Below are 23,662 nucleotides of genomic sequence, written 5' to 3' on the forward strand. Positions count from 1 at the left end.
TGCCCCACTGCGACAATTCCGCCCCACACGGTGTTATCCCGGCAGCGGCGCCTCCAGGCGGGCGACCGAGGTTCGCAGAGCGGCGTCAGCCCCAGAGGGCGGCCGGCGGGGGCTCGATCATGGAGCCGGTAATCGCCAGGCCCGGCTGGCGGTCGCGGGCCAGCAGCAGCGGCCCGTCCAGGTCCACGAAGCGCGCGCCCTGGGCGACGATCATCGCCGGCGCCATGGCGAGCGACGTGGCGACCATGCAGCCCACCATCACCTCCAGGCCGCGCGCACGCGCCTCGACAGCGGTGGCAAGGGCCTCCGTCAGGCCGCCGGCCTTGTCGAGCTTGATGTTCACGCAGGCGTAGCGGCGGGCGCAGTCGGCGAGCTCGGCGCGGGTGTGCAGGCTCTCGTCGGCGCAGAGCGGCACGGGACTCTCCCAGCCCTCCAGCACGGCGTCCTCGCCGACCCGCAGGGGCTGCTCCACGAGCTGCACGTCCAGCCGCGCCAGCTCCGGTGCGAGCCGGGTCAGGTCCTCGAAGCTCAGGCCTTCGTTGGCGTCGACGATCAGCCGCGTGCGGGGCGCGGCCGCGCGGACGGCCTCCACCCGGTCGAGGTCGTCGGCGCCGCCGATCTTCAGCTTCAGCATCGGCCGGCGGGCGTGCCGCCGCGCCGCCTCGGCCATCGCCTCGGGCGCGTCCAGGCTGAGGGTGTAGCAGGTCTTCACCGGATCCAGCCGCGGCCGTCCGGCGAGCTCCCAGGCGCGCACGCCGGCCTGCTTGGCGGCGAGGTCCCACAGGGCGCAGTCCAGCGCGTTGCGCGCGGCGCCTGCAGGCAGCAGGTCCTGCAGGGCGGCGCGGTCGGCGCCGGCGTCGATCGCGGCGCGGGCGGAGTCGATCTCCGCCAGCACGCCGGCCATCTCCTCGCCGTAGCGGGCGTAGGGCACCGCCTCGCCGCGGCCGACGTGGGGGCCCTCGGCGATCTCGGCGACCACCACATGCGCCTCGGTCTTGGCCCCGCGGGCGATGACGAAGGCCTCGCGGAGCGGCCAGCGCTCCTCGCGGACGGCAAGACGCCTCAGGCCATGTCCCCCACGGCCGCGTCCAGCAGCAGGTAGAGCCGGCCCGCCTCGGCCCCGAGCAGCTCGGCCATCAGGAAGCCCTCCGGATCGCGCACCACGGCGTCATCCACCAGGCCCTGGTAGCGGCGGATGTAGCCGGTCACCTGGCCGCGCAGCGCCTCGTCGGTGAACAGGCGCCGCACGATGCGGCGGGTGGCGGCCGGAGCCAGGCGCTTCACCACCTGCCGGGCCCCATCCAGGTCGCCGACCTGCACGGCCGCGGCGATCTCGTCGATGCGCGGCTTGGGCAACAGCTTCTCCGGGTCGACGCCCATCTTCGCGAGTTCCGCGCCCAGCGTCTGCTCCAGCGCCTCGCCTTCCGCGGATCCGCCGTCGATGGAGGACAGCAGGTCCTTCCAGGTCCAGCCCTCGCCGTCGCCTTCGGCCTTTGGCTCCGGGACCGGCCGGCCGGCGGCCGATTCGAACACCTGGCTGAACTCCTCGTCGGTGGCGGTCGGCGTGAGCTTCAGGCGCGGCCGCAGCCCGAGGCGCGCGGCGAGCGGCGTGCCGGACGCCTTCTCCGGCTCGTCCTTGGCCTTGCCCTTTGCCGGCCTTGGCGTCGGCTCGGCGATCTCGTCCAGCACCAAGTCCTCGGGCTCCACGGCCTCCAGCGGCGGCGCCTCGGCGGCGGCCTCGACGACCTCCGGCTCGATGGCCGGCGGCTCGGGCTCCGGCGCGGGCGGCGCGGGCTCCGGCGTCCGGGCGCGGACCGGCCGCGGGGTCGGCGTGAAGGCGGCGGACGCGGAGAAGGTCGGCGGCGGAGTCGCGGGGCGGGCCGGCGCTGCGGCTGTCAGCGGCGCGGGCGGGGTCGCGGCCACCGAGCCCATCAGGCGAACGGCCTCGCTCAGCATCTCGAAGTTGCGGCGGACACGCTCCTGGAAGGCCGCGTCGATCGCCTGCGCCTCCTCGGCGGTGCGGCGGGCGGCCTCCATCAGCTCGTCCATGCCCTGGACGACGGTCTCGCGGACCTGCTCGGCCTGACCGCGGGCGGCGGCGGGCAGGCGTTGCGCGCGTTCCTCGAGTTCACCCAGCATGGCGCCCAGCTCCGCAAGGGTGGCGCGGGCGGCGGCGGCCCCCTCGTCCAGCTTCTTCGCCGTGGCGACGCCGGCCTGCTCGACCATCTGCGACGACTGCTCGACGAGGGCGCGGGCCTCGGCGAGGCGGGCCTCGAACACCTGGTTGGCCTTCTGGCCGGCCGTGAAGGCGGCCTCGGACAGCTGGTCCACCTGCTCGCGGGCGGTGGCGGCGTGGCTGGCGGCGGCCTCGCGGGTCTCCTCGGCCGCCTTGGCCAGGGCGTCGATGGCGGCGCGGGTCTGGGCCTCCAGCTGGGCGCGCTGCTCGGCGGCGGCCTGGGAGACGGCGTCCAGCGACTGCAGGGTCGACTGGCCGAACTCCTCGCGCTCGGCGCGCGCCGTCTCGGCGAGGTCGCGGAACTGCTCGGCCGCGTCGGCCATCAGGGCCTTCAGCGTCTCGCTGCCGCGGGTCGCCCGCTCGCTCATCTCGGCGGCCGACAGACGGGCCTGGCTGATGAACTCCGCCAGCGTCTCGGCGTGGGTCTGAGCCTCAGCCGCGAAACCCTGATGGTCCGCACGCAGCGCCTGGGACAGGGTGATCAGCGCCGCGCGATGGTCGGAAAGCCCGCCCTCCACGGCCCGGATCTGGTCGGCGACGCCCGTGCCGGCGGTCTCCAGCCGGGCGATGTGGCGGGTCAGGTCCTCGCCGGCGGTGCGCGCGGCGTCGCCCACCTCTCCGGCCGCGGCGGCCAGGTCGGCGGCGCGGGCGGCGAGCACGGCCTCGGCCTCGCGCAGCTGGGTCTCGGCCACGTCGGCGGCCTCGGCGACCATGCGGGCCTGGCTGCCGATCGCCTCCGTGACCTTGGCCGCGCGGGCGTCGAGCGTCTCGGCGAGCTCGGCCTCGGTCGTCTTCAGCCGGTTCGCGGCCTCGTCGGCCGCCTGCAGGACGCGGCGCGCCTGGCCGTCGATCGTCTCGCTCATCCGGGCCGTGCGGCTCTCCAGGGTCTCGGCGATCTCCGCCTCGGCGGCCTTCAGCCGCGCCCCGGCGGTGTCGGTGGCCTCGACGACGCGACGGGCCTGTTCGCCGACGATGTCGGCCATCTGCGCCGCGCGGCTCTCCAGCGTCTCTGCGATCTCCGCCTCGGCGCTCTTCAGGCGCGCCCCGGCCGCGTCGGTCGCGTCCACCACCCTGCGGGCGTGTTCGCCGATCACGTCGGCCACCTGCGCCGCCCGGGCGTCGAGGCTTTCGGCCAGGGCGCCGATCTCCGTGCGCTCCTTGCCGAGCGCGCCGGCCAGGTCCTGGGCCGTGCGCACCGAGGTGCGCGTGGCGTCGGTGAGCTTGAGGGTCTCCTCGGCCATGGCCTGCCGCAGCGCCAGGAGGGTCTCCCGGGCCTGGTCGGCGGCGAGCCCCGCCGCGGCGATCTCGTCACGCACGCCCTGCACCACGTGGCCGGCGCGGGCCGCGGCGCTGAGCGCCGGGGCCAGCATGTCCTCGGCCATCGCCTTGGCCCGCCTCGCCTCGGCGGAAAGCTTCTGCCCCTGGCGGATCATGTAGGCCGCGCCCCAGACGAAGGCGGCCGGGCCGATGGCGAGCAGGGCGAAGACGGCGAGCGCGAAGACGTCGTCGGTCAGCGGCGCGACGTTGCTCCGGTAGCCGACCGCGAAAGCGATCGGGGCCACGGCCCACAGGACGGAGACCGCAAGCGCGGTGAGATAGATCGGCCAGGCCGGCGGGGCGCGGACCTCCGCCGGCGCAGGACCCTCGCCGAGGGACTGTGGCCGCCGGGCGGGCGGGCGGGCTCCGCTCGCCGTCACCTCGGCGCCGGCGCGAGGCGGCTCGAGCGGCGGGACGGCCTCGGTCACCGGCGCGACGAGCGGCTCGGTCACGGCCTCGCGCGCAGGCTCGGCGTTCGCCGCCAGCCTGGCCTCGTCGCCGGAAGCTCCGAAATCCGTCGGCGCCCGCCGTCCCCGGATCTTCATGCGCGGCCGTCCCCTTCCGTTCACGCAAGCCCCGCGGGGCCCGCCATGAAGGATTACCCGCCGGCCGCGCGGACGCAAACAGCGGCCTGTGGAAAACCTCAGGTCAGGTATGGATTGTCGCGGCCGCGCAAGGGCTTGCGCGGGACGTCTTCAGGCCCGGACGACGGTCGCGCCCTGCTGCAGGCGGCGGGTCTCGGGACAGTCCGAGAGCTTCGCGGCGCGGGCCGCCTTGCGGGGCGTGCGGGCGATCACCCGCTCCACCGGCGCCTGGGGCTTCTCCACCTGCAGCGGCTCCACCGAGACGCCGAAATGCGAGAAGGCGACGGCGGAAGAATGCATCACCACGGCGGCGACCATGTCCGTCAATGTCGACATCGGTACCTCCCCGCCACGATGCGATTCCGTCGACCCTGGTTATACGGGAAGCGTTACCAGTGTGCGACTACCGGACGCATGAATTATTCGAAAGGTTAGCGGCGTTCAGGTACGCGCGCCCGCCCCGGCGGCCTCAGGCGGCAAGCTGTTCCCGGAAGCTCGCGCCCTCGTGGGACAGCAGCCACTTCTTGCGCGGCAGGCCGCCGCCGTAGCCGGTCAGCGAGCCGTTGGTCCCGATCACCCGATGGCAGGGCACGACCACCGCCACGGGGTTCGCCCCGTTCGCCAGGCCAACGGCGCGCACGGCGCTCGGCCGGCCGATCCGCTCGGCGAGGCCCCGGTAGCTCAGGGTCTCGCCGGCCGGGATGGTGCACAGCGCCTCCCAGACCTTCAGCTGGAACGCCGTGCCCGACGCCTTCCACGGCGTGCGGTCGAGCGCGCGGGCGTCGCCGGCGAAATAAGCCTCGAACGCCGGCCGGACAGGCGAGCGGCCCTCTCCGAGCCGGGCCTTCGGATAGTGGCGGGCGATCCAGGCCAGCATCTTCGGCTCGTAGTCCGTCCAGTTGAAGGCGCGCAGCACCCCGTCCTCGTCGGTGACCAGGAGCGCGGTTCCCACCGGCGTTTGCAGGCGGTCCAGGGTGAGCGTCTCAGGCTGCGCGTTTCGCATCGGTCTTCGTCCTCTTGATCTGCTGCGGCTGGACCGCGTCGGCGGCCCACAGGTGTTGGGCGGCGTAGGCCCGCCAGGGCCGCCACGCCTGGGATCGGGCGAGCAGCTCCTGCGCGGTCGGCCGCCGCCCCTCGTCGTCGGTGAGCGCCCGCATCAGGGCGATGTCGGCGTGCGGGAAGGCGTCGGGCTCGCGGAGCTCCCGAAGCGCGATGTACTGCGCCGTCCACTCCCCCACCCCCGGCAGGGCCGAGAGCGCGGCGATCGCGCTCTCCAAGTCGGCCCGGGGCGTGAAAATGGTGGGGTCGTCGGCGACAGTCCGGGCGAGCGCCTCGAGCGCCGCGCCGCGGGCCCGGGGCATGCCGAGCGCGGCGATATCCTGGCCGACGAGCCGGTCCGGCGTCGGGAAGACGCAGGAGAGGCCGAGCGCGAGGGCGGCTGGATCCTCGATCCGCTCGCCGTAGGCGTCCACGAGTTTCGCGGCGAGGCTGCGGGCGGCGGTGACGGTGATCTGCTGGCCGAGGATCGCCCGCACCGCGAGCTCGAAGCCGTCCCAGGCACCGGGCGCGCGCAGGCCGGGCCGCGCGGCGACGAGCGGCGCGAGCGCCGGGTCCTGGCTGAGGTGGGCGCCGATCAGGGCCGGGTCGGCGGCGAGGTCGAAGACCCGGCGCACGCGGGCGATCACCGCCGGCAGGGCCTGCACTCTCGGGAACCTGATCTCCGCCACGAGGTAGTCGCCGGCGCCGGGGGTCACGACGACCACGCCGCGCGCGCCGTCCACGGCGAGGGTCCGGGCGTAGCGCCGCGGCTCCACCGCCTCCACGCCGGGGATCGCCCGCGCGCTCAGGAAGCCGATGATCCCGTCCCAATCGTAGGGCGCGCGATAGGGCAGCCGGACCGTGATGCCGCCGGCCGCGGCGCTCGCCTCCGGCGCCTGGCTCCGGCGCAGGACGCCCGGCGGGCGGCCGAACAGCTGCTGGAACGTCTCGTTGAACCGCCGCACGCTACCGAACCCCGAAGCCAGGGCGACCTCGCTCATCGGCAGCTGGGTCTCGTGGATCAGCTGCTTGGCGAGCAGGACGCGGCGGGTCTGGGCGACCGCCACCGGCGAGGCGCCGAGGTGCTGCTTGAACAGCCGCCGCAGCTGCCGGTCGCCGACGCCGAGCCGGTCGGCGAGCGCCTCCACGTCGCCGGCGTCCATGGCCCCCGCCTCGATCAGGGCGAGCGCACGGCTCACCGTGTTGGAGGTCCCGCGCCAGGCGCCGAGGTCCGGCGAGGATTCCGGCCGGCAGCGGAGGCAGGGGCGGAAGCCCGCCTCCTGGGCCGCCGCGGCGGTCGGGAAGAAGGTCATGTTCTCCGCCTTCGGCGTCCTGGCCGGGCAGATCGGGCGGCAGTAGATGCCGGTCGTCTTCACGCCCGCGAAGATGCGGCCGTCGAACCGGGGGTCCCGGGTCAGGAAGGCGCGTCGGCAGGCTGCGAAATCCATGTCCATGACGGCGAAGATGCGCGCCTCGCCGCGGCAAGTCTCGCGGTTTTCGGACACTCATGGGCGGGCGCTGGCGGTTTTCGGACGGTGAAGCGCCACGGGTCCGGCGCATTTCTGCAACGCATGGATACGTAGCCGACACACCAGGGCGAAGCGCGCGTGATCCCTTCCGATGCTCGCGAGTTTCAGCGGCCGAGGGAATGCCGCGGCGCCGGCGCCCAAGTCACCGAGGAGAGTAGAGAGAGTGATCGAGCAGAAGACGCCCGGCGCGGGCGCGCGCCTCCGGCTGTCGCTGATGAGCTGCGCCGCCGCCGTCGCTTTCGCCGGCCCGGCCCTCGCCCAGGCGACCGCTCCCGCCGCCCCGCCGGCCGCGCCCTACGCCGACGAGGACGTCGACGCCGTCGTCGAGGAGCTCGTCGTCGTCGCCGAGACGCGCGAACAGCGCGGCGCCGTCGTCGGCGACATCCCGCCCGAGATCCAGCTCGGGCCGCGGGAGATCCGCGCGCTCGGCGTCAGCTCCGTCGCGGAACTGCTCGACGCCCTCGCGCCCCAGACCGGAAGCGCCCGGGGCCGCGGCGGCGGCCGGCCGATCACCCTCGTCAACGGCCAGCGCATCTCCTCCTTCGCCGAGATCCGCGACCTGCCGCCGGAAGCGATCCTCCGGGTCGACATCCTGCCCGAGGAGGTCGCGCTGAAGTACGGCTACCGGGCCGACCAGCGGGTCGTGAACTTCGTCCTGCGCCCCCGCTTCCGCGCGCTGACCACCGAGGCTGGCGTCCGCGTCGCGACGGAGGGGGGCCGCGAGAGCTTCGACGCCAACGTCAACGCCCTGCGCATCCAGCGCGACACCCGCCTGCAGGTGGACCTGAAAGCCGCCCGCTCGACCCCGCTGCTGGAGAGCGAGCGGAACATCCGCCCGGCCGACGACCTCGTGCCCGGCGCCCCCGACGAGGCGCCATTCCGCACCCTGCTCGGCGAGTCCAACCAGGCCTCGCTGAACGCGGTCCTGACGCGGCCCCTCGCCGAGGGTGTCTCCGGCACGCTGAACGGCCGGCTCGAGATGACCGAGAGCGAAGGCCGGCTGGGCCTCGCCGCCGGCGGCCTCGTCCTGCCGCCCGCCAATCCGTTCGGCCTCGACGTACTGACCCGCCAGGGCGACACCTGGAGCGCCCACCTCGGCGCCGCGGCCAACGGTGCGGTCTCCGGCTGGCGCTGGTCGCTGACCGCCAACGCCGACCGCAGCGAGAGCCAGACGGTCACCGAGCGGGAGATCGACCCGGACACCTTCGCCTACCGCGCGCCCGACCAGGCCCGCTCCGTCGTCACCTCCGCCGACGCCGAGGCGCTGGTGAACGGCTCCCTGTTCGAGCTGCCCGCCGGCCAGGTGACCACCGCCTTCACCGTCGGCCTGGAAACCCGCCAGCTCGAAAGCGAATCCGTCCGCCGCGGCGAGCTTCGGGACGCGGACCTGTCGCGCGACATCGCCCGCGCCCAGGCCAACCTCGACATCCCCCTCACCCGCCGTGGCGAGTTCCTCGGCGCGCTCGGCAACCTGTCGGCCAACCTCAACGCCGCCGTCGAGGAGCTCTCCGACTTCGGCACGCTCACCACCGTGGGCGCGGGCCTGAACTGGTCGCCGTTCGAGGACTTCCGGGTCATCGCGTCGATCACAGAGGAGGACGGCGCGCCGACCATGCAGCAGCTCGGCGACCCGGAGATCGAGACCGAGAACGTGCGCGTCTTCGACTACCTCACGGGCCAGACGGTCGAGGTCACCCGCGTCGAGGGGGGCAACCCGTTCCTGCTGGCCGACAACCGGCGCGTCGTGAAGCTGGGGGTCAACTGGAAGCCGCTGGACGACCACGACCTCACCTTCCGCGCCGACTATGTGCGCACCCGCATCAACGACGTGATCGCGTCATTCCCGACGGCGACGGCGGAGATCGAGCGGGCGTTCCCTGGCCGTTTCCGCCGCGTGGCCGGACAGCTTGAACGGATCGACAGCCGGCCGGTGAACTTCGAGCGGCAGGACCGCGAGGAGGTCCGCTGGGGCTTCCACTACTCCAAGCCGCTCGGGCCCACGCGCCCACCCGGCGGGTTCCCGCGCCAGCGCGCCGCCCAGGGCGAAGGCGCCCAGGCTCCCGCCGGCGGCCCGCCGCCCGAGGGCGCCGGCCCGCGCGCCGGAGGCGACGGACCCCGCCGGGGGCCCGGCGGAGGCGGCGGGGGCTTCCGCGGCGGCGGCTTCGGCGGACGCGGCGCCGGCGCCCTGCAGCTCGCCGTCTTCCACACGGTCCGCCTGCAGGAGGAGATCTTCATCCGGCCGGGCGTGCCGGTGCTCGACCTGCTCGACGGCTCGGCGGTCGGTTCCGGCGGCGGCCAGCCGCGGCACGAGGTGGAAGCCCAGGCGGGCTATTCCAAGAACGGCCTCGGCGCGCGGGTCACCGCCCGCTGGCAGAGCGGCACCGAGGTGAACGGCGCGCGCTTCGGCGGCCGGGACCTGGAGTTCTCCGACCTCACCACCGTCAACGTGCGGCTGTTCGCCGACCTGGGCCAGCAGCCCTGGGCCAGGGGCAAGCGCTGGCTGCGCGGGACGCGGGCGACGCTGTCGGTCGACAACCTGTTCGACGAGCGGCTGGAGGTCCGCGACGCCGCCGGGGTGACGCCGGTGAGCTACCAGCCGGACCTGATCGACCCGCTCGGCCGGACGGTCCGGCTCAGCGTGCGGAAGCTGTTCTTCTGAGGCCTGGCCGTTCAGGGACCTGAAGCCCAGGTGAACGACCCGGCCCAGGTCCGTTCAGCGAGGCTGTGCGAAGCTCCCTTCAACTGAGGAGACCGCCATGAAGAAAGCCCTGTTGATCGCCGCCGCCGCCGCCATGACCTTCGCCGGCGCCGCGGCCTCCGCCCAGCCCTACGGATATGGCGGCTATGACGGCTACGGCCGCTACGAGCGCGACTCCGATCGCGACGGGCGCCCCGACCGCCGCGAATGGAACCGCGACCGCGACCGTGACGGCCGCCCCGACCAGTACGACCGCTACGACAACCGCCGCGGCCACGCCTATGGCCATCGCTCGAACCGCTGGCGCACCGGCCAGCGCTACCCGTACTACAACAACCGCGGGTACTACATCAGCGACTACCACCGCTACCGGCTGCCGCCGCCGCGTCCGGGCTACCGCTACTACCGCTCGGACAACGGCGACATCGTCATGGCGGCCATCGCCACGGGCATCATCGGCCTGATCATCGCCGACGCCCTGAACGACAACGACCACCGCGACTACCGCTACGATCGCTACGACCGCTACGATCGCCGCTGGTAGCAGCGAGGCCCCTCCTTCCGCTCAAGCGGGCCAACTCTTCGGGACCGCGGCGACCTCCCCGCCGCGGTCCCTTTCGCTTACCGGGCCGGCTCTGCGTAGTATGTCGATCTCGGAAGCCGGCGGAGACCGGCGACACCTAGGGAGACGCGACCGTGAAAGTCGTCATGGCCGGGCAAGGGGCCTTCGGGATCAAGCACCTCGAGGCGATGCAGAAGATCGAGGGCCTCGAGGTCGTGAGCCTCGCCGGCGGCAGCCCGGACTCCACCCGCGAGGTCGCCGAGCGGTTCTCGATCCCGCACTGGACCACCGATCTCGCCGAGGCGCTCGCCCAGCCCGGCGTGGAGGCCGCGATCCTGGCCACCCCCACCCAGATGCACGCCGCCCAGGCCATCCAGTGCCTGGAGGCCGGCAAGCATGTGCAGGTGGAGATCCCGATGGCCGACAACCTGGCCGACGCCGAGCGGCTGGCCGAGGTGGCGAAGCGCTCGGGCCTCGTGGCCATGGCCGGGCACACCCGCCGGTTCAACCCGTCCCACCAGTGGGTCCACAGGCGCATCCGGGCCGGCGAGCTGAAGGTCCAGCAGATGGACGTGCAGACCTACTTCTTCCGCCGCAAGAACCTGAACGCGCTGGGCCAACCGCGGTCCTGGACCGACCACCTCCTGTGGCACCACGCGGCCCACACCGTGGACCTGTTCAGCTACCAGACCGGCGAGCCGGTCAGCGTCGCCCGCGGGGTCCAGGGGCCGATGCATCCGGAGCTCGGCATCGCCATGGACATGTCGATCCAGATGAAGGTCGCCTCCGGGGCCATCTGCACCCTCAGCCTCTCGTTCAACAACGACGGGCCGCTCGGCACCTTCTTCCGCTACATCTGCGACAACGGCACCTACATCGCCCGCTACGACGACCTGGTCGACGGCAAGGAACAGCCGATCGACGTCTCCAGGGTGGACGTGTCCATGAACGGCATCGAGCTGCAGGACCGGGAGTTCTTCGCCGCCATCCGCGAAGGCCGCGAGCCCAACGGCTCGGTGGCCCAGGTGCTGCCCGCCTACCGCACCCTCGACGTCATCGAGAAGAGCCTCCTCTGATGGCCCTCGTCGTCCGCAACATCCGCCGCGCCGAGCCCGCCGTGGTCGACGCCCTGGCCGGCTACGGCGTCGCCACGGTGCACGAGGCGCAGGGGCGCAAGGGACTGCTGGCCAGCTACATGCGGCCCATCTATCGGCCCGCGGCGATCGCCGGGTCGGCGGTCACCTGCTCGGTCGCGCCCGGCGACAACTGGATGATCCACGTGGCGGTGGAGCAGTGCCGGGCCGGCGACGTGCTGGTGGTCGCGCCCACCTCGCCCTGCGAGGACGGCTATTTCGGCGACCTCCTGGCCACGTCCCTGAAGGCGCGCGGCGTGCGCGGCCTGATCATCGACGCGGGCGTCCGCGACGTGGCGGTGCTGACCGAGATGGGCTTCCCGGTCTGGTCGAAGGCGATCTTCGCCCAGGGCACGGTCAAGGAGACCCTGGGCGACGTGAACCTGCCGCTGGTCTGCGCCGGCGCGCTCATCAACCCCGGCGACGTGATCGTGGCCGACGACGACGGCGTCTGCGTGGTGCGCCGCGGCGAGGCGGAAGCCGTCGCCGAGGCGGCCCGCAAGCGCGAGGCCAACGAGGGCGACAAGCGCGCCCGCTTCGAGGCCGGCGAGCTCGGCCTGGACATCTACGGCATGCGCGAGCGCCTCGCCGAGAAGGGCCTGCGCTACGTCGACGAGGCGCCGGAAGGCTGAACCCATGACCCAGACGGCGATCCCCTGCACGGTCATGCGCGGCGGCACCTCCAAGGGCCTCTACTTCCGCAGCCAGGACCTGCCGGCGGACGTCGCCACCCGCGACGCCGTGCTGCTGGCCGCCATGGGCTCTCCCGACCCGCGGCAGATCGACGGCCTGGGCGGGGCCCATCCGCTGACCAGCAAGATCGCCGTGGTCGGCCCTTCCACCCATCCCGACGCCGACGTGGACTACCTGTTCCTCCAGGCCGTGGTGGACGAGCCGCGCATCGACGCCGGCCAGAACTGCGGCAACCTGCTGGCCGGGGTCGGCCCGTTCGCCATCGAGGAGGGCCTGGTCGCGGCTGAGGACGGCGTCACCACCGTGCGGATCAACATGCTCAACACCAAGAGCCTGGCCGCCGCCGCGATCCAGACCCCCGGCGGCGGGGTGCGCTACGACGGCGAGGCGCGCATCGACGGTGTTCCGGGGACGGCGGCGCCCATTCCCATCGACTTCCTGGATGTCGCCGGCTCGTCCTGCGGCGCCCTGCTCCCCACCGGGAACGCCCGCGACATCGTCGACGGGATCGAGCTCACCGCCATCGACAACGGCATGCCGGTCGTGGTCATGCGCGCCGCGGACTTCGGGAAGAGCGGCTACGAGACGCCGGAAGAGCTGGAGGCCGACACCGCCCTCAAGGCCCGGGTCGAGGCGATCCGCCTGCAGGTCGGCCCGATGATGAACCTCGGCGACGTGGCGAAGAAGACCGTGCCGAAGATGTGCCTGATCGCGCCCCCGCGGAACGGCGGCGCGGTCTCGACCCGCAACTTCATCCCGCACCGGGTTCACGAGGCGATCGGCGTGTTCGGGGCGGTGAGCGTCGCCACGGCCTGCGTCCTGCCGGGCTCGGTGGCCGAGGGCGTGGCGCAGGTCACCGACCCCGGCTCGATCGACGTGGAGCACCCGACGGGCTTCTTCACCGTCGCCATGGAGGCGGCGATGGAGGAAGGCGCCCTCAAGGTTCGCCGCGCCGCCCTTCTGCGCACCGCGCGGCGGCTGATGCGCGGCGAGGTTTATGTGCCCCGCGCCGTCTGGGACGGCTCGCGGTGAGCGGCCTTTCCCGCATCGCCCTGATCGGCTTCGGCGAGGTGGGCCAGATCCTGGCCGAGGACCTCGCCGGCAAGGCCGAGCTCGCCGTCTGGGACGTCGCCTTCGCCGATACGGCCTCCGCGCCCAGCCAGGCGCTGGCGCGGCAGCCGGTCCGCCAGGGTCGGGACGCCGCCGACGCGGCCCGCGGCGCCCGGCTGGTGATCAGCGCGGTGACCGCCGCGCAGGACCTGGAGGCGGCCCGCAGCGTCGGCCCCGGCCTGGAACCCGGCGCCTTCTTCCTCGACCTGAACTCCTGCTCGCCGGGCCAGAAGACCGCCTCGGCCGACGCCATCCACGCCGCCGGCGGCCGCTACGTCGAGGCCGCGGTGATGAGCCCGTTCCCGCCGAAGCGGATCGCCTCGCCCATGCTGCTGGGCGGTCCGCACGCCCGCGCCTTCCTGCAGGCCGCCGACGGTCTCGGCCTCGCCGGCGCCACGGCCTATTCGGAGGTGATCGGCCAGGCGGCGGCGACCAAGCTCTGCCGCTCGGTGATGATCAAGGGCGTCGAGGCCCTGCTCACAGAGTCCCTCCTGGCCGCCCGCCACTACGGGGTGGAGCAGGTGGTGCTGGACTCGCTCTCCGACCTGCTGCCGCTGCCCGACTGGAACCGCACGGCGCAGTACATGATCTCGCGCTCGCTGGAGCACGGGGCCCGCCGCGCCGAGGAGATGCGCGAGGCCGCCCGCACGGTGGCCGAGGCCGGGCTGCCCCCCACCATGAGCGAGGCGATCGCGGAGCGGCAGGACTGGGCCGCGCACCACCGGGGCGCGCTCTCCGGCGACCTCGCCGCCATGCTCGACGCCATCAACAGGGACCTCGCCCCGTGATCATCGACTGCCACGGCCACTACACGACCGCGCCCGCGCCGCACGACGCCTGGCGCGACGCCCAGAAGGCCGCCTTCAAGGGGGGCGGCGACATCGACCCCGCCTATCCGGAGATCTCCGACGACGAGATCCGCGAGACCATCGAGAAGAACCAGCTGCGCCTGATCCGCGAGCGCGGCGCGGACATGACCATCTTCTCGCCGCGCGCCTCCACCATGGCCCATCACATCGGCGACGAGGCGGTCAGCCAGGCCTGGACCCGGCGCTGCAACGACCTGATCAAGCGGGTGGTCGACCTCTTCCCCGAGACCTTCGTGGGCGTCTGCCAGCTGCCGCAGTCGCCGGGCGCGCCGATCGCCAACTCCATCGCCGAGCTGGAGCGCTGCGTCACCGAGCTGGGCTTCGTGGGCTGCAACCTCAATCCGGACCCCTCCGGCGGCCACTGGACGAGCCAGCCGCTCACCGACCGCGCCTGGTATCCATTCTTCGAGAAGATGGTCGAGCTGGACGTGCCGGCCATGGTCCACGTCTCGGGATCCTGCAACGCCAACTTCCACGCCACCGGCGCCCACTACATCAACGCCGACACGACCGCCTTCATGCAGTTCCTGGAGGGCGACCTCTTCAAGGACTTCCCGACGCTGCGCTTCATCATTCCCCACGGCGGCGGCGCCGTGCCCTACCACTGGGGCCGCTACCGGGGCCTGGCCGACATGCTGAAGCGGCCGCCGCTGCGCGAGCACGTGATGAGGAACGTGTTCTTCGACACCTGCGTCTACCACCAGCCGGGCATCGACCTGCTGTTCCGGGTGATCGACATCGACAACATCCTGTTCGGCTCGGAGATGGTCGGCGCGGTGCGCGGCATCGATCCGGAGACCGGCCACTTCTTCGACGACACCAAGCGCTACATCGACGCCCTGTCGATCCCGGAGGCGGACAAGCACAAGGTGTTCGAGGGCAATGCCCGGCGCGTCTACCCGCGGCTGGACGCCATCCTGAAGGCCCAGGGCCGATGAGCGTCGCCGACAGGCCCCAGGTGATGGATCCGGACTGGCTGGTCTGGCATCAGAGCCCGAAGACGCCCGCCTATGTCCCGCCGCCCGGCGCGGTGGACGCCCACTGCCACGTGTTCGGGCCCGCCGCCGAATTCCCCTTCGCCCCCGAGCGGAAGTACACCCCCTGCGACGCGTCCAAGGCCCAGCTCTTCGCGCTCCGCGACCACCTGGGCTTCTCGCGCAACGTGATCGTCCAGGCCACCTGCCACGGGAAGGACAACCGCGCGACCGTGGACGCCGTGAAGGCGGCGAACGGCCTGGCGCGCGGCGTCGCCACCGTTGGCGAGGAGATCACCGAGGCGGAGCTCGCCGAGTTGCACGAGGCCGGCATTCGCGGCGTGCGGTTCAACTTCCTGCGCCGGCTGGCCGACTTCACCCCGCACGAGGTGCTGCGCCGCATCGCCGACAAGGTGGCCCCCTTCGACTGGCACGTGGTGGTCTATTTCGAGGCCCCGGACCTGGCGGAGCTGAAGCCGCTGTTCTCCTCCCTGCCCACGAAGGTCGTGGTCGACCACATGGGCCGGCCCGATGTCCGGCTCGGGACCGACCACCCGCAGTGGCGCGCCTTCGTGGACTGGATGACGGAGGACGAGGACGTCTGGTCGAAGGTCTCCTGTCCCGAGCGGCTGAGCCTCGCGGGCCCGCCCTACGGCGACGTGGTCCCGTTCCAGCGTGAGATCGTCGAGACCTTCCCCGACCGTGTGCTCTGGGGCACCGACTGGCCGCACCCGAACCTCAAGGGCCACATGGTCGACGACGGGGTCCTGGTGGACCAGATCCCCAGGTTCGCGCTCACCGAAGAGCTCCGGCGCAAGCTCCTGGTGGACAATCCCATGCGCCTCTACTGGGCCGACTGAGATGACCGAGAAGCCCTACCACGACATCCCGGGCACCACGGTCTTCGACGCCGAGCAGTCCCGGCGCGGCTTCCACCTCAACCAGTTCTGCATGTCGCTGATGAAGGCGGAGAACCGGGCGGCCTTCAAGGCCGACGAGCGCGCCTACCTCGACCGCTGGCCGATGACGGAGGCGCAGAAGCAGGCGGTCCTGGACCGCGACTGGAACGGCATGATCGCGCTGGGCGGCAACATCTACTTCACCTCCAAGATCGCCGCGACCGACGGCCTCTCCTTCCAGCAGATCGCCGCCCTCATGAGCGGCGTCACCCAGCCGGAGTACGCCGAGATGATGCTGAAGGGCGGCCGCTCCATCGAGGGCAACCGCTCGAAGAAGGAGCCGCGCTAGTGGCCAGGATCACCGCCGGCGTCGCCACCAGCCACGTGCCCGCCATCGGCGCGGCCCTCGACAACGGCAAGGCCGGCGAGCCCTACTGGCAGCCGGTGTTCGCCGGCTACGAGGCCTCCAAGGCCTGGATCGCCCGGGAGAAGCCGGACGTCGTCATCCTCGTTTACAACGACCACGCCTCGGCCTTCTCGCTGGAGCTGATCCCGACCTTCGCCATCGGCTGCGCGGACGAGTTCCAGCCGGCCGACGAGGGCTGGGGTCCGCGCCCCGTGCCGGTCGTGCAGGGCCATCCGGAACTCGCCTGGCACCTGGCCGAGAGCCTGATCCTCGACGAGTTCGACATGACCATCGTCAGCCGGATGGACGTCGACCACGGCCTGACCGTGCCGCTGTCGCTGATGTTCGGCCAGCCCGAAGCCTGGCCGTGCAAGGTGATCCCGTTGGCCGTGAACGTGGTCCAGTACCCCCCGCCCACCGGCAACCGCTGCCTCAACCTCGGCAGGGCGATCCGGAAGGCCGTCGAGAGCTTCCCGCAGGACCTGAAGGTCGTGGTCTTCGGCACCGGCGGCATGAGCCACCAGCTGCAGGGGCCCCGGGCGGGCCTGATCAACCGGGACTTCGACAACGCCTTCCTCGACCGGCTGATTGATGATCCAGTGGGCCAGTCGAAGGTCCCGCACATCGACTATGTGCGCGAGGCCGGCTCCGAGGGGATCGAACTGGTCATGTGGCTGATCATGCGCGGCGCGCTGGACGAGAAGGTCCGGGTCGCCCACCGCTTCTACCACGTGCCCGCCTCCAACACGGCGGTGGGACACCTGATCCTCGAAAACGCCTAGCCGCGTGCACAGCGACCGCACCCAGGTCGCCATCATTGGCGCGGGGCCCGCCGGCCTCCTGCTGCAGCAGCTCCTGCGCCTGGGCGGCGTGGAGAGCGTCGTCCTCGAGCGGCAGACCCGCGCCCACGTGGAGGCCCGGATCCGCGCCGGGGTCCTGGAGCCCGGCACGGTCGCCCTGCTGGAGAAGGCCGGCGTCGCCGGACGCCTGCACCGCGAGGGGCTTGTGCACGAGGGCGTCGAGCTCGCTGTGGACGGCCGCCGCTTCCGCATCGACCTGCGCGAGCTCACCGGCGACTGCGTGACGGTCTACGGGCAGACGGAGATCACCCACGACCTGTTCGCCGCCGCCGACGCCCACCTCTCGCCCATCGTCTACGAGGCCGAGCACGTCCTGCTCCACGACCTCGACGGCGAGCGGCCCTACGTCACCTGGGAGAAGCACGGCGTCGACCACCGCATCGATTGCGACCACGTCGCCGGCTGCGACGGTCAGCACGGCGCCAGCCGCGCCGCCCTCCCGACGGGCGTCACCCACCTCTTCGAGCGCCACGGCAGCGCGGCCTGGCTCGGGGTGCTGGCTGACGTGCCCCCCTGCGCGCCCGAGCTGATCTACGCCGAGAGCCCGCGGGGCTTTGCGCTCGCCTCCATGCGCTCGTCGACCCGAAGCCGCTACTACCTGCAGGTGGACGCCCACGACGCGCTGGAGGACTGGCCCGAGGCGCGGTTCTGGGAGGAGCTGGCCCGGCGGCTGGGGCCCGACGCCGCCGCCCACCTGACGCCCGACTATGCGCTGGAGCGCTCGATCGTCCCCCTGCGCAGCCACGTCATCGAGCCGATGCAGTGGGGCCGACTGTTCCTGGCGGGCGACGCCGCCCATGTGGTCCCGCCCACGGGCGCCAAAGGCCTGAACCTCGCCGCCGCCGACGTGGGCTTGCTCGCCGACGCCCTGATCGCGTGGCACAAGGGCGGCGGGGCCAGCCTGCTCGCGACCTATTCCGGCCGGGCCCTCGCCCGCGCCTGGAAGGCGGTGCGCTTCTCCTGGTGGTTCACGGGGCTCACCCACCGCGCGGCCGGCGCCGATCCCTTCGACCTGCAGCTGCAGCGCGCCGAACTCGACCAGCTCCGCACATCCCGCGCCGCCCAGACCCTGTTCGCCGAGAACTACGTCGGCCGCTTCGCCTGAGGCACGGGGGCTAGTCGAGCGCGTCCGGCTTCGGCTTCAGGGCCATGAGGGCCAGGAAGCTGATCAGAGCCGCGGCGCTGAGGTAGAGGCCGACGGGCGTGAGCCCACCGCGGTCGGCCAGCGCCTGGGCCGCCATGGGGGTCAGGCCGCCGCCCAGGATCCCGCCGACATTGAACGCCATCGAGACGCCCGTGTAGCGGACCCGCGCGGGGAACAGGCTGGGCAGGAAGGCGCCCAGGGGACCATAGACCAGGCCCATCATCACGAGCCCCAGCGACAGGAAGGCCCAGATCAGGAACAGCGAGCCCGAGCCCAGCATCGGCCCCAGCAGGACCCCGGTCCCGACCGTCAGGATGCACCCCGCCATCAGGACGTGGCGCGGTGAGGTGGCGTCGGCCCAGTAGCCGGCGAGCACGATGCCCGCGGCCATGAAGCCGATGGCCCCGAGTTGCACGCCCAGGAAGGTCTCGCGGCCGTAGCCCAGCTTGGTCGTGCCGTAGCCGAGCGCGAAGGCGGTGGTCAGGTAGAAGATCGCGAAACAGGCGACCACCGCGAAGGTCCCGCCCAGCGTCGCCAGCGCATGCCGGCGGAACAGTTCGGCGAACGGCACCTGGGGCGGCGGGGCCGCCTTCAGCGCGGCGGCGAACGCCGGGGTTTCGGTCAGCTTCAGCCGCACCCACAGGCCCACGCCGACGAGGACGACGCTCAGCAGGAACGGGATCCGCCAGCCCCAGGCCATGAACTGGGCCGGCGTCAGCAGCCAGCCGAGGATCAGGAACAGGCCGTTGGCGGCGATGAAACCCACCGGCGCGCCGAGCTGCGGGAACATGCCGAACCGCGCCCGCCAGCCCGGCGGCGCGTTCTCCACCGCCAGCAGCGCCGCCCCGCCCCACTCGCCGCCCAGGCCGAAGCCCTGGCCGAAGCGCAGCACGCACAGCAGGAAGGGCGCGAGCCAGCCCGCCGTCTCGTAGGTCGGCAGGAAGGCGATGGCGACGGTCGATCCGCCCATCAGGAGCAGCGAGGCCACCAGCGTCGACTTTCGTCCGATCCGGTCGCCGAAGTGGCCGAAGAAGGCTGCGCCCATCGGCCGGGCGAAGAAGGCCAGCGCGAAGGTGGCGTAGGCGCTCATCAGCTGCGCCGACACCGAGGCCTTCGGGAAGAACAGGTGACCGAACACCAGGGAGGCCGCGGTGGCGTAGATGTAGAAGTCGTAGAACTCGACCGCCGTCCCCACCAGGCTCGCCGCCAGGATCCGCCGGTGAGACGCGCCGCCCGGCGCCGCCGCTATCGTCATGTTCCCCTCCCCCAAGGTTCTTTCCGGCTTGGCCGCAGGAACGCCCCGGGTCAAGGCCGCGTCAGTTGGTGGCGGGGACTTCCGTCTCGGCGTCGGGCTCCTCGATAGACTCCGCCGCCTCGGGGGCGGAGGCTTGCAGGATCTGCGGCTCGGGGGGCGGCGGGGCGCGGCCGGCCGGGATCGGCTGCATCGGCAGGCGCTTGACCGCCGTGGTCATGACCGCCTTCCAAAGCTCGGCCGGCGCGCCGCCGCCGGTGATCCGGCCCATCGGCGCATTGTCGTCCCGGCCCATCCAGGCGCAGGTCGCGAAGCCGCCGGTGTAGCCGCAGAACCAGGCGTCCTTGTAGTCCGAGGTGGTGCCGGTCTTGCCAGCCAGGTCGTATCCCGGGAAGGCCGCCCGCTGGCCGGTGCCGGTGGTGATCACCGCCCGCAGCATGCGGTTCAGGTTGCTGAGCGCGGGATTGGCCGTCACCGGCGTCCACGTCGGCGGCCGGCGCTGGTAGAGCAGCTTGCCGGCCGGGGTGCGGATGCGCTCGATGCCGTAGGCCTGCACCCGATGGCCGCCGTTGGCGAACACCGCATAGGCCTGGGTCATCTCCAGCGGCGTCACCAGGCTGGTGCCGAGCGCCATGGCCGGGTCGGTGTTGACGCTGGACGCGATCCCCAGCCGGCGCGCGGTCTGGGCGATCGCGGGGCGGCCCACTAGGTCGGCGGTGCGCGCCGCGACGGTGTTCACCGAGGAGGCGACGGCCCGCTCCAGGGTGATGGGGCCCTGGAAACCCTCGTCGTAGTTCTGCGGGCTCCAGGTCCCGATGGTCACCGGCTCGTCCACCACCGGCATGTCCGGCGTCCAGCCCGCCTCCAACGCCGTCAGGTAGACGAACGGCTTCCAGGCCGAGCCCGCCTGGCGCTTCGCCACGGCCGCGCGGTTGTAGGGCGCCTTGGCATAGTCGAGGCCGCCGACCATGGCCCGCACCCGGCCCGCGCCGTCCACGGACACCACCGCCGCCTGAGCGGCGGCCGGGACGCTGGCGCCCACCACCCGGCGCGCGGCGCTGGCCGCGGCGCGCTCGAGCTGGCCGTCGAGGGTGGTCTCGATCACCAGGTCCTGCTTGGGATTGCCCACCAGCCGGCGGGTCTCGCCGTCCAGCCAGTCGATGAAGTACTGCGCCGGCGCGTTGGGCGCCGTCTTCCACACGGTCGGCTTCTTGGCCGCCGCCTGGGTCCGCTGGGCGGGCGTGATGGCGCCGGTCTCGACCATGATGTCCATGACCAGCCTGGCCCGGCTCCAGCTGGCGTCGGCCTGTTCGATCGGGTGGTAGTTCACCGGCGACTTCAGGACGCCCGCCAGCATGGCCGCCTCGGCGATGGTCAGCTTCGCCGCGGGCTTGTTGAAATAGCGCTGGGCCGCGGCCTCAAGGCCGTAGGCGCCGGACCCGAAGTAGACCCGGCTCAGGTACATGCCGAGGATCTGGCGCTTGCTGTAGGTCCGCTCCAGCTGCACGGCGTAGAGCAGCTCGGTCGCCTTCCGCTCCAGGGTGCGGTCCTGGCTCAGGTAGAGGTGGCGGGCCAGCTGCTGGGTGATGGTGGACGCGCCCTGGGTCGCCCGCCCCTCGCCGGCCGCCACCACGATCGCCCGGGCGATGCCGCGGGGGTCGAAGCCGGTGTGCTCCCAGAACCTGCGGTCCTCGATCGCCACGAACGCGGCCGGCACGTGGGCGGGCAGCTTCGCCAGGTCCACGGGCGGCGCGAAGCGGCCGCCGCGCACGCCGATCACGGCGCCCGTGCGGTCCACATAGGTGATCTGCGCCTCGCGCCGGATCGGCGGCAGGACGGGCAGCTCGGGCGCGGCGAGCGACGGTCCGGCGGCGAGGACCGAGGCGGAGGCAAGCAGGGTAAGCACGCGGACAGGCTCTCCAGAGCGGCGCTCCCTCAAGCGCCGGTCGACACGCGCCCCCTTCTCGCCGGGGACGCGACGCCGGCCAACATAATTCGCGGTAATGCAGGCCTCGGCCACGCGGTGTGCAGTCGCGGTGGAGACGCCCGGGGGCAAAAAGAAAGGCCGCGCGGCCCCGCGCGGCCCGAAGTCTAGGGAGGAAACGCCCCTGACGGGACGCCCAAGGAGTGGCCGGGACTCAGGGCCCGCCGCAAGCGCGCCGCGCCGATCCCGGGACAGGATTCGCCAGGCGCCCAGAAAAGCGGCGCCGGCGCCTGTCGCCCCTGTGCTCCAGGTCACAGCGGCCTCTGCGAAAAACGCATACCGGCTCTGCATGGCCGCTCATTGAAGCTCGGCCATGAAGGCTCATATGAGCCCTGTCGCCAGCCCCAAGACCCCGATCGCCGCCATGCCGAACCCCGCCCCCCACAGGAGACCTTCGCCGAACCGCCAGAGGCTGATCGGCCGCACGGTGATGTGGTCGCTGGCGGCCTGCGTCGTGGTGCTGAAGCTGACCCTGCCGGTGTTCTGACGCCCTAGCGGGTGCCGTACATCCGGTCGCCGGCGTCGCCCAGGCCCGGGAGGATGTAGCCGTGGTCGTTGAGCCGTTCGTCGATCGCGGCGGTCCAGACCTTCACGTCCGGATGGTGGCCGTGGAAGTTCGAGATCCCCTCCGGGGAGGCGAGCAGGCAGGCCATGCGGATGTCCCGGGCGCCCGCCTCCTTCAGCCGGTCCATGGCCGCGATGGCGGTGTTGCCGGTGGCCAGCATCGGGTCGACCACGATCACCAGCCGGTCGGCCAGGTCGGCCGGCGCCTTGAAGTAGTACTCCACGCAGCCCAGCGTCACCGGATCGCGGTACAGGCCCACGTGCGCCACGCGCGCGGCGGGCACCAGCTCCAGCATCCCCTCCAGCATGCCCATCCCTGAGCGCAGGATGGCGGCGAACACCAGCTTCTTGCCGGCGATGGTCGGCGCGCTCATCGGCATCAGCGGGGTCTCGATCTCCACCGTCTCAAGCGGCAGGTCGCGGGTCACCTCGTAGCAGACCAGGCTGCCGATCTCCTTCAGGAGCTGGCGGAAGCTCTTGGTCGAGGTGTCCTTCTTCCGCATCAGGGTGAGCTTGTGCCGGACCAGCGGATGGTCGACGACCGTGACGCCCTTCATCTTCGTCCCCATCAGAATACCGTCCCGTCGCTCAGGATCTTCAGCGGCGGCCCGCCGTCGGCGCGCAGCTCCCGCGCGATCCGCCGCCCCGCGGCCCAGGAGCCGCCCTCCAGCACCCGGGCCAGCGGGAAGGCCTCGGCGCTGACGCCCAGGCGCTCTCGCACCAGGGGCGCCAGCCGGTCCAGCAGCGCCACCGTCAGCGCCCGCCAGCCGACCACCAGCGGCCCGTCCACCGGATGCTCGCGCGCCCGGTCGGCGGGATCCTTCAGCACGAGCACGCCCGTGTCCACGAAGAGCCCGCCGTTGCGGTATTCCGCCAGCCCCGTGAGGCCGTCGAGGTCGGTCACCTCGATCCCCGCCCACTGGAGCGGCTCGATCAGGGAATAGCTCATCCACTGGCTGAGCTTGTGGATCGGCACGAAACCCTCCACCGCCGGATGCCGCCAGCAGTCGCCGAGCGGAACGCCTGCGAGGCTCAGCCGCCCCGGCCAGATCGGCCCGAGCTCCTTCAGCAGCACCTCGAGGATCACCGGCGCGGGCAATCGTCCGTCCGTGGCGCGCGCCGCGATCAGGTCGAACAGCCGGGCCGGCCTGCCGACCGTCTCGCCCAGGCGCCGCAGCAGGGCCGCGCGGCCGTCGACGCCGACCAGCGGATTGTCGTCCGACACCTGGAAGTGCTCGGCCACCGACGCGGCGGTCACCTTTGACAGGTCGTCGAGCGCGCCCGACTCCCACATCCGCAGCGAGGCCACGCCGAGGCCTTCCGACCGGGCCAGATCCGCGCCGGTGGCGTCGCGGTACCGCCACGCCGGGCCGGCGCCGGCGTCCAGCAGGACCGAGGGGATCACCAGGTCGAACCCGGCCCGCCCGAGCGCCGCCGGGGCGGTCGGCTTCTCTGCCTCCGCCCACAGGTCACGGCCGTTCGCGCTGAAGTGCCGCCAGCGCGCATGGAACGGGACCTTGAGGTCCGGGTAGTTGGTCCGCACGGTCTCGGCCGTGAGGTCGGCCGCGGCGTCCAGCCGGCCGAGGTCGACGCGCCACTCGGCCAGCCCCTCGGCCAGCGCGATGGCCAGCAACTCATGCGCGGTCTCGCGGACGGCGCGGGCCGTCAGGAGGTGTTTCACCATTTCCCGCTCATCCCCGCGAACGCGGGGACCCAGGCTTGTTGTGTTCATTCCGGACACGCCGGCGCTCCTTGAAGAAAAACACCTGGGTCCCCGCGTTCGCGGGGATGAGCGGAGTTGGAGGGCTTG

21 protein-coding genes are annotated in these 23,662 nt (G+C 72.6%); 12 read left to right on the top strand and 9 right to left on the bottom strand.

Annotation, left to right across the window (positions count from 1 at the left end; all coding sequences use genetic code 11):
* Window positions 1-85: 85 nt before the first annotated feature.
* The 5 genes from dgcA to VM685_RS17605 all read right to left on the bottom strand — a co-directional run bounded on the left by dgcA (window position 86) and on the right by VM685_RS17605 (window position 6,680).
* Window positions 86-1,066 (bottom strand): N-acetyl-D-Glu racemase DgcA, encoded by a 981-nt coding sequence (dgcA, locus tag VM685_RS17585; RefSeq protein ID WP_325462037.1) that lies wholly within the window; start codon window positions 1,064-1,066, stop codon window positions 86-88.
* Entirely contained in the window at window positions 1,063-4,098 is a 3,036-nt protein-coding gene (locus VM685_RS17590; RefSeq protein ID WP_325461482.1) for a polar localization protein TipN, read from the bottom strand. Before VM685_RS17590 ends, dgcA begins: the two co-directional genes overlap by 4 nt.
* Before the next feature lie 150 nt (window positions 4,099-4,248).
* A complete protein-coding gene (locus VM685_RS17595) occupies window positions 4,249-4,473 on the bottom strand; it encodes a hypothetical protein (protein ID WP_325461483.1) in 225 nt (74 codons plus the stop codon).
* A gap of 133 nt (window positions 4,474-4,606) precedes the next feature.
* Complete coding sequence (locus tag VM685_RS17600; protein WP_325461484.1) at window positions 4,607-5,140, bottom strand: methylated-DNA--[protein]-cysteine S-methyltransferase; 534 nt, start codon at window positions 5,138-5,140, stop codon at window positions 4,607-4,609.
* Window positions 5,121-6,680 carry an AlkA N-terminal domain-containing protein gene (locus tag VM685_RS17605; protein WP_325461485.1) on the bottom strand — a complete coding sequence of 520 codons (1,560 nt, stop codon included), beginning with the start codon at window positions 6,678-6,680 and terminating at the stop codon, window positions 5,121-5,123. Before VM685_RS17605 ends, VM685_RS17600 begins: the two co-directional genes overlap by 20 nt.
* Before the next feature lie 187 nt (window positions 6,681-6,867).
* On the opposite strand from VM685_RS17605, the gene VM685_RS17610 reads away from it, so the two are divergent.
* From VM685_RS17610 to pobA, 11 genes are all read left to right on the top strand, one after another.
* Complete coding sequence (locus VM685_RS17610) at window positions 6,868-9,363, top strand: TonB-dependent receptor (protein WP_325461486.1); 2,496 nt, start codon at window positions 6,868-6,870, stop codon at window positions 9,361-9,363.
* A 97-nt stretch (window positions 9,364-9,460) separates the two neighbouring features.
* The gene (locus VM685_RS17615) at window positions 9,461-9,946 is read left to right on the top strand and encodes an RcnB family protein (RefSeq protein ID WP_325461487.1); all 486 of its coding nucleotides are present in this window, start codon (window positions 9,461-9,463) and stop codon (window positions 9,944-9,946) included.
* 152 nt (window positions 9,947-10,098) lie between these two features.
* On the top strand, window positions 10,099-11,040 hold the full coding sequence (locus VM685_RS17620; protein ID WP_325461488.1) for a Gfo/Idh/MocA family oxidoreductase: 942 nt from the start codon (window positions 10,099-10,101) through the stop codon (window positions 11,038-11,040).
* Entirely contained in the window at window positions 11,040-11,729 is a 690-nt protein-coding gene (locus VM685_RS17625) for a 4-carboxy-4-hydroxy-2-oxoadipate aldolase/oxaloacetate decarboxylase (RefSeq protein WP_325461489.1), read from the top strand. The genes VM685_RS17620 and VM685_RS17625 overlap by 1 nt, the downstream gene beginning before the upstream one ends.
* A 4-nt stretch (window positions 11,730-11,733) precedes the next feature.
* A complete protein-coding gene (locus tag VM685_RS17630; protein ID WP_325461490.1) occupies window positions 11,734-12,822 on the top strand; it encodes a 4-oxalomesaconate tautomerase in 1,089 nt (362 codons plus the stop codon).
* Entirely contained in the window at window positions 12,819-13,688 is an 870-nt protein-coding gene (locus tag VM685_RS17635; RefSeq protein WP_325461491.1) for an NAD(P)-dependent oxidoreductase, read from the top strand. Before VM685_RS17630 ends, VM685_RS17635 begins: the two co-directional genes overlap by 4 nt.
* Window positions 13,685-14,707 (top strand): amidohydrolase family protein, encoded by a 1,023-nt coding sequence (locus VM685_RS17640; protein WP_325461492.1) that lies wholly within the window; start codon window positions 13,685-13,687, stop codon window positions 14,705-14,707. Before VM685_RS17635 ends, VM685_RS17640 begins: the two co-directional genes overlap by 4 nt.
* A complete protein-coding gene (locus VM685_RS17645) occupies window positions 14,704-15,603 on the top strand; it encodes an amidohydrolase family protein (RefSeq protein ID WP_325461493.1) in 900 nt (299 codons plus the stop codon). Before VM685_RS17640 ends, VM685_RS17645 begins: the two co-directional genes overlap by 4 nt.
* Before the next feature lies 1 nt (window position 15,604).
* On the top strand, window positions 15,605-15,991 hold the full coding sequence (gene ligA, locus VM685_RS17650; RefSeq protein ID WP_325461494.1) for a protocatechuate 4,5-dioxygenase subunit alpha: 387 nt from the start codon (window positions 15,605-15,607) through the stop codon (window positions 15,989-15,991).
* A complete protein-coding gene (locus tag VM685_RS17655) occupies window positions 15,991-16,830 on the top strand; it encodes a class III extradiol dioxygenase subunit beta (protein ID WP_325461495.1) in 840 nt (279 codons plus the stop codon). The genes ligA and VM685_RS17655 overlap by 1 nt, the downstream gene beginning before the upstream one ends.
* A 4-nt stretch (window positions 16,831-16,834) precedes the next feature.
* Window positions 16,835-18,013, top strand: coding sequence for a 4-hydroxybenzoate 3-monooxygenase (pobA, locus tag VM685_RS17660; protein WP_325461496.1), 1,179 nt, complete (start codon window positions 16,835-16,837; stop codon window positions 18,011-18,013).
* Window positions 18,014-18,023: 10 nt separating this feature from the next.
* Here the strand turns inward: pobA and VM685_RS17665 are convergent, their stop codons facing one another.
* A complete protein-coding gene (locus VM685_RS17665) occupies window positions 18,024-19,307 on the bottom strand; it encodes an MFS transporter (protein WP_325461497.1) in 1,284 nt (427 codons plus the stop codon).
* A 61-nt stretch (window positions 19,308-19,368) separates the two neighbouring features.
* On the bottom strand, window positions 19,369-21,210 hold the full coding sequence (locus VM685_RS17670; protein ID WP_325461498.1) for a PBP1A family penicillin-binding protein: 1,842 nt from the start codon (window positions 21,208-21,210) through the stop codon (window positions 19,369-19,371).
* 403 nt (window positions 21,211-21,613) lie between these two features.
* On the opposite strand from VM685_RS17670, the gene VM685_RS17675 reads away from it, so the two are divergent.
* A complete protein-coding gene (locus VM685_RS17675; RefSeq protein WP_325461499.1) occupies window positions 21,614-21,775 on the top strand; it encodes a hypothetical protein in 162 nt (53 codons plus the stop codon).
* A 4-nt stretch (window positions 21,776-21,779) separates the two neighbouring features.
* Here VM685_RS17675 and upp read toward each other — a convergent pair whose 3' ends face one another.
* Both upp and VM685_RS17685 read right to left on the bottom strand, forming a co-directional pair.
* A complete protein-coding gene (gene upp / locus VM685_RS17680; RefSeq protein WP_325462038.1) occupies window positions 21,780-22,409 on the bottom strand; it encodes a uracil phosphoribosyltransferase in 630 nt (209 codons plus the stop codon).
* An 11-nt stretch (window positions 22,410-22,420) separates the two neighbouring features.
* Complete coding sequence (locus VM685_RS17685) at window positions 22,421-23,536, bottom strand: DUF1688 family protein (RefSeq protein ID WP_325461500.1); 1,116 nt, start codon at window positions 23,534-23,536, stop codon at window positions 22,421-22,423.
* Window positions 23,537-23,662 lie beyond the last annotated feature (126 nt).

It is taken from the genome of Phenylobacterium sp. (assembly GCF_035539035.1).
Lineage (GTDB): Bacteria > Pseudomonadota > Alphaproteobacteria > Caulobacterales > Caulobacteraceae > Phenylobacterium.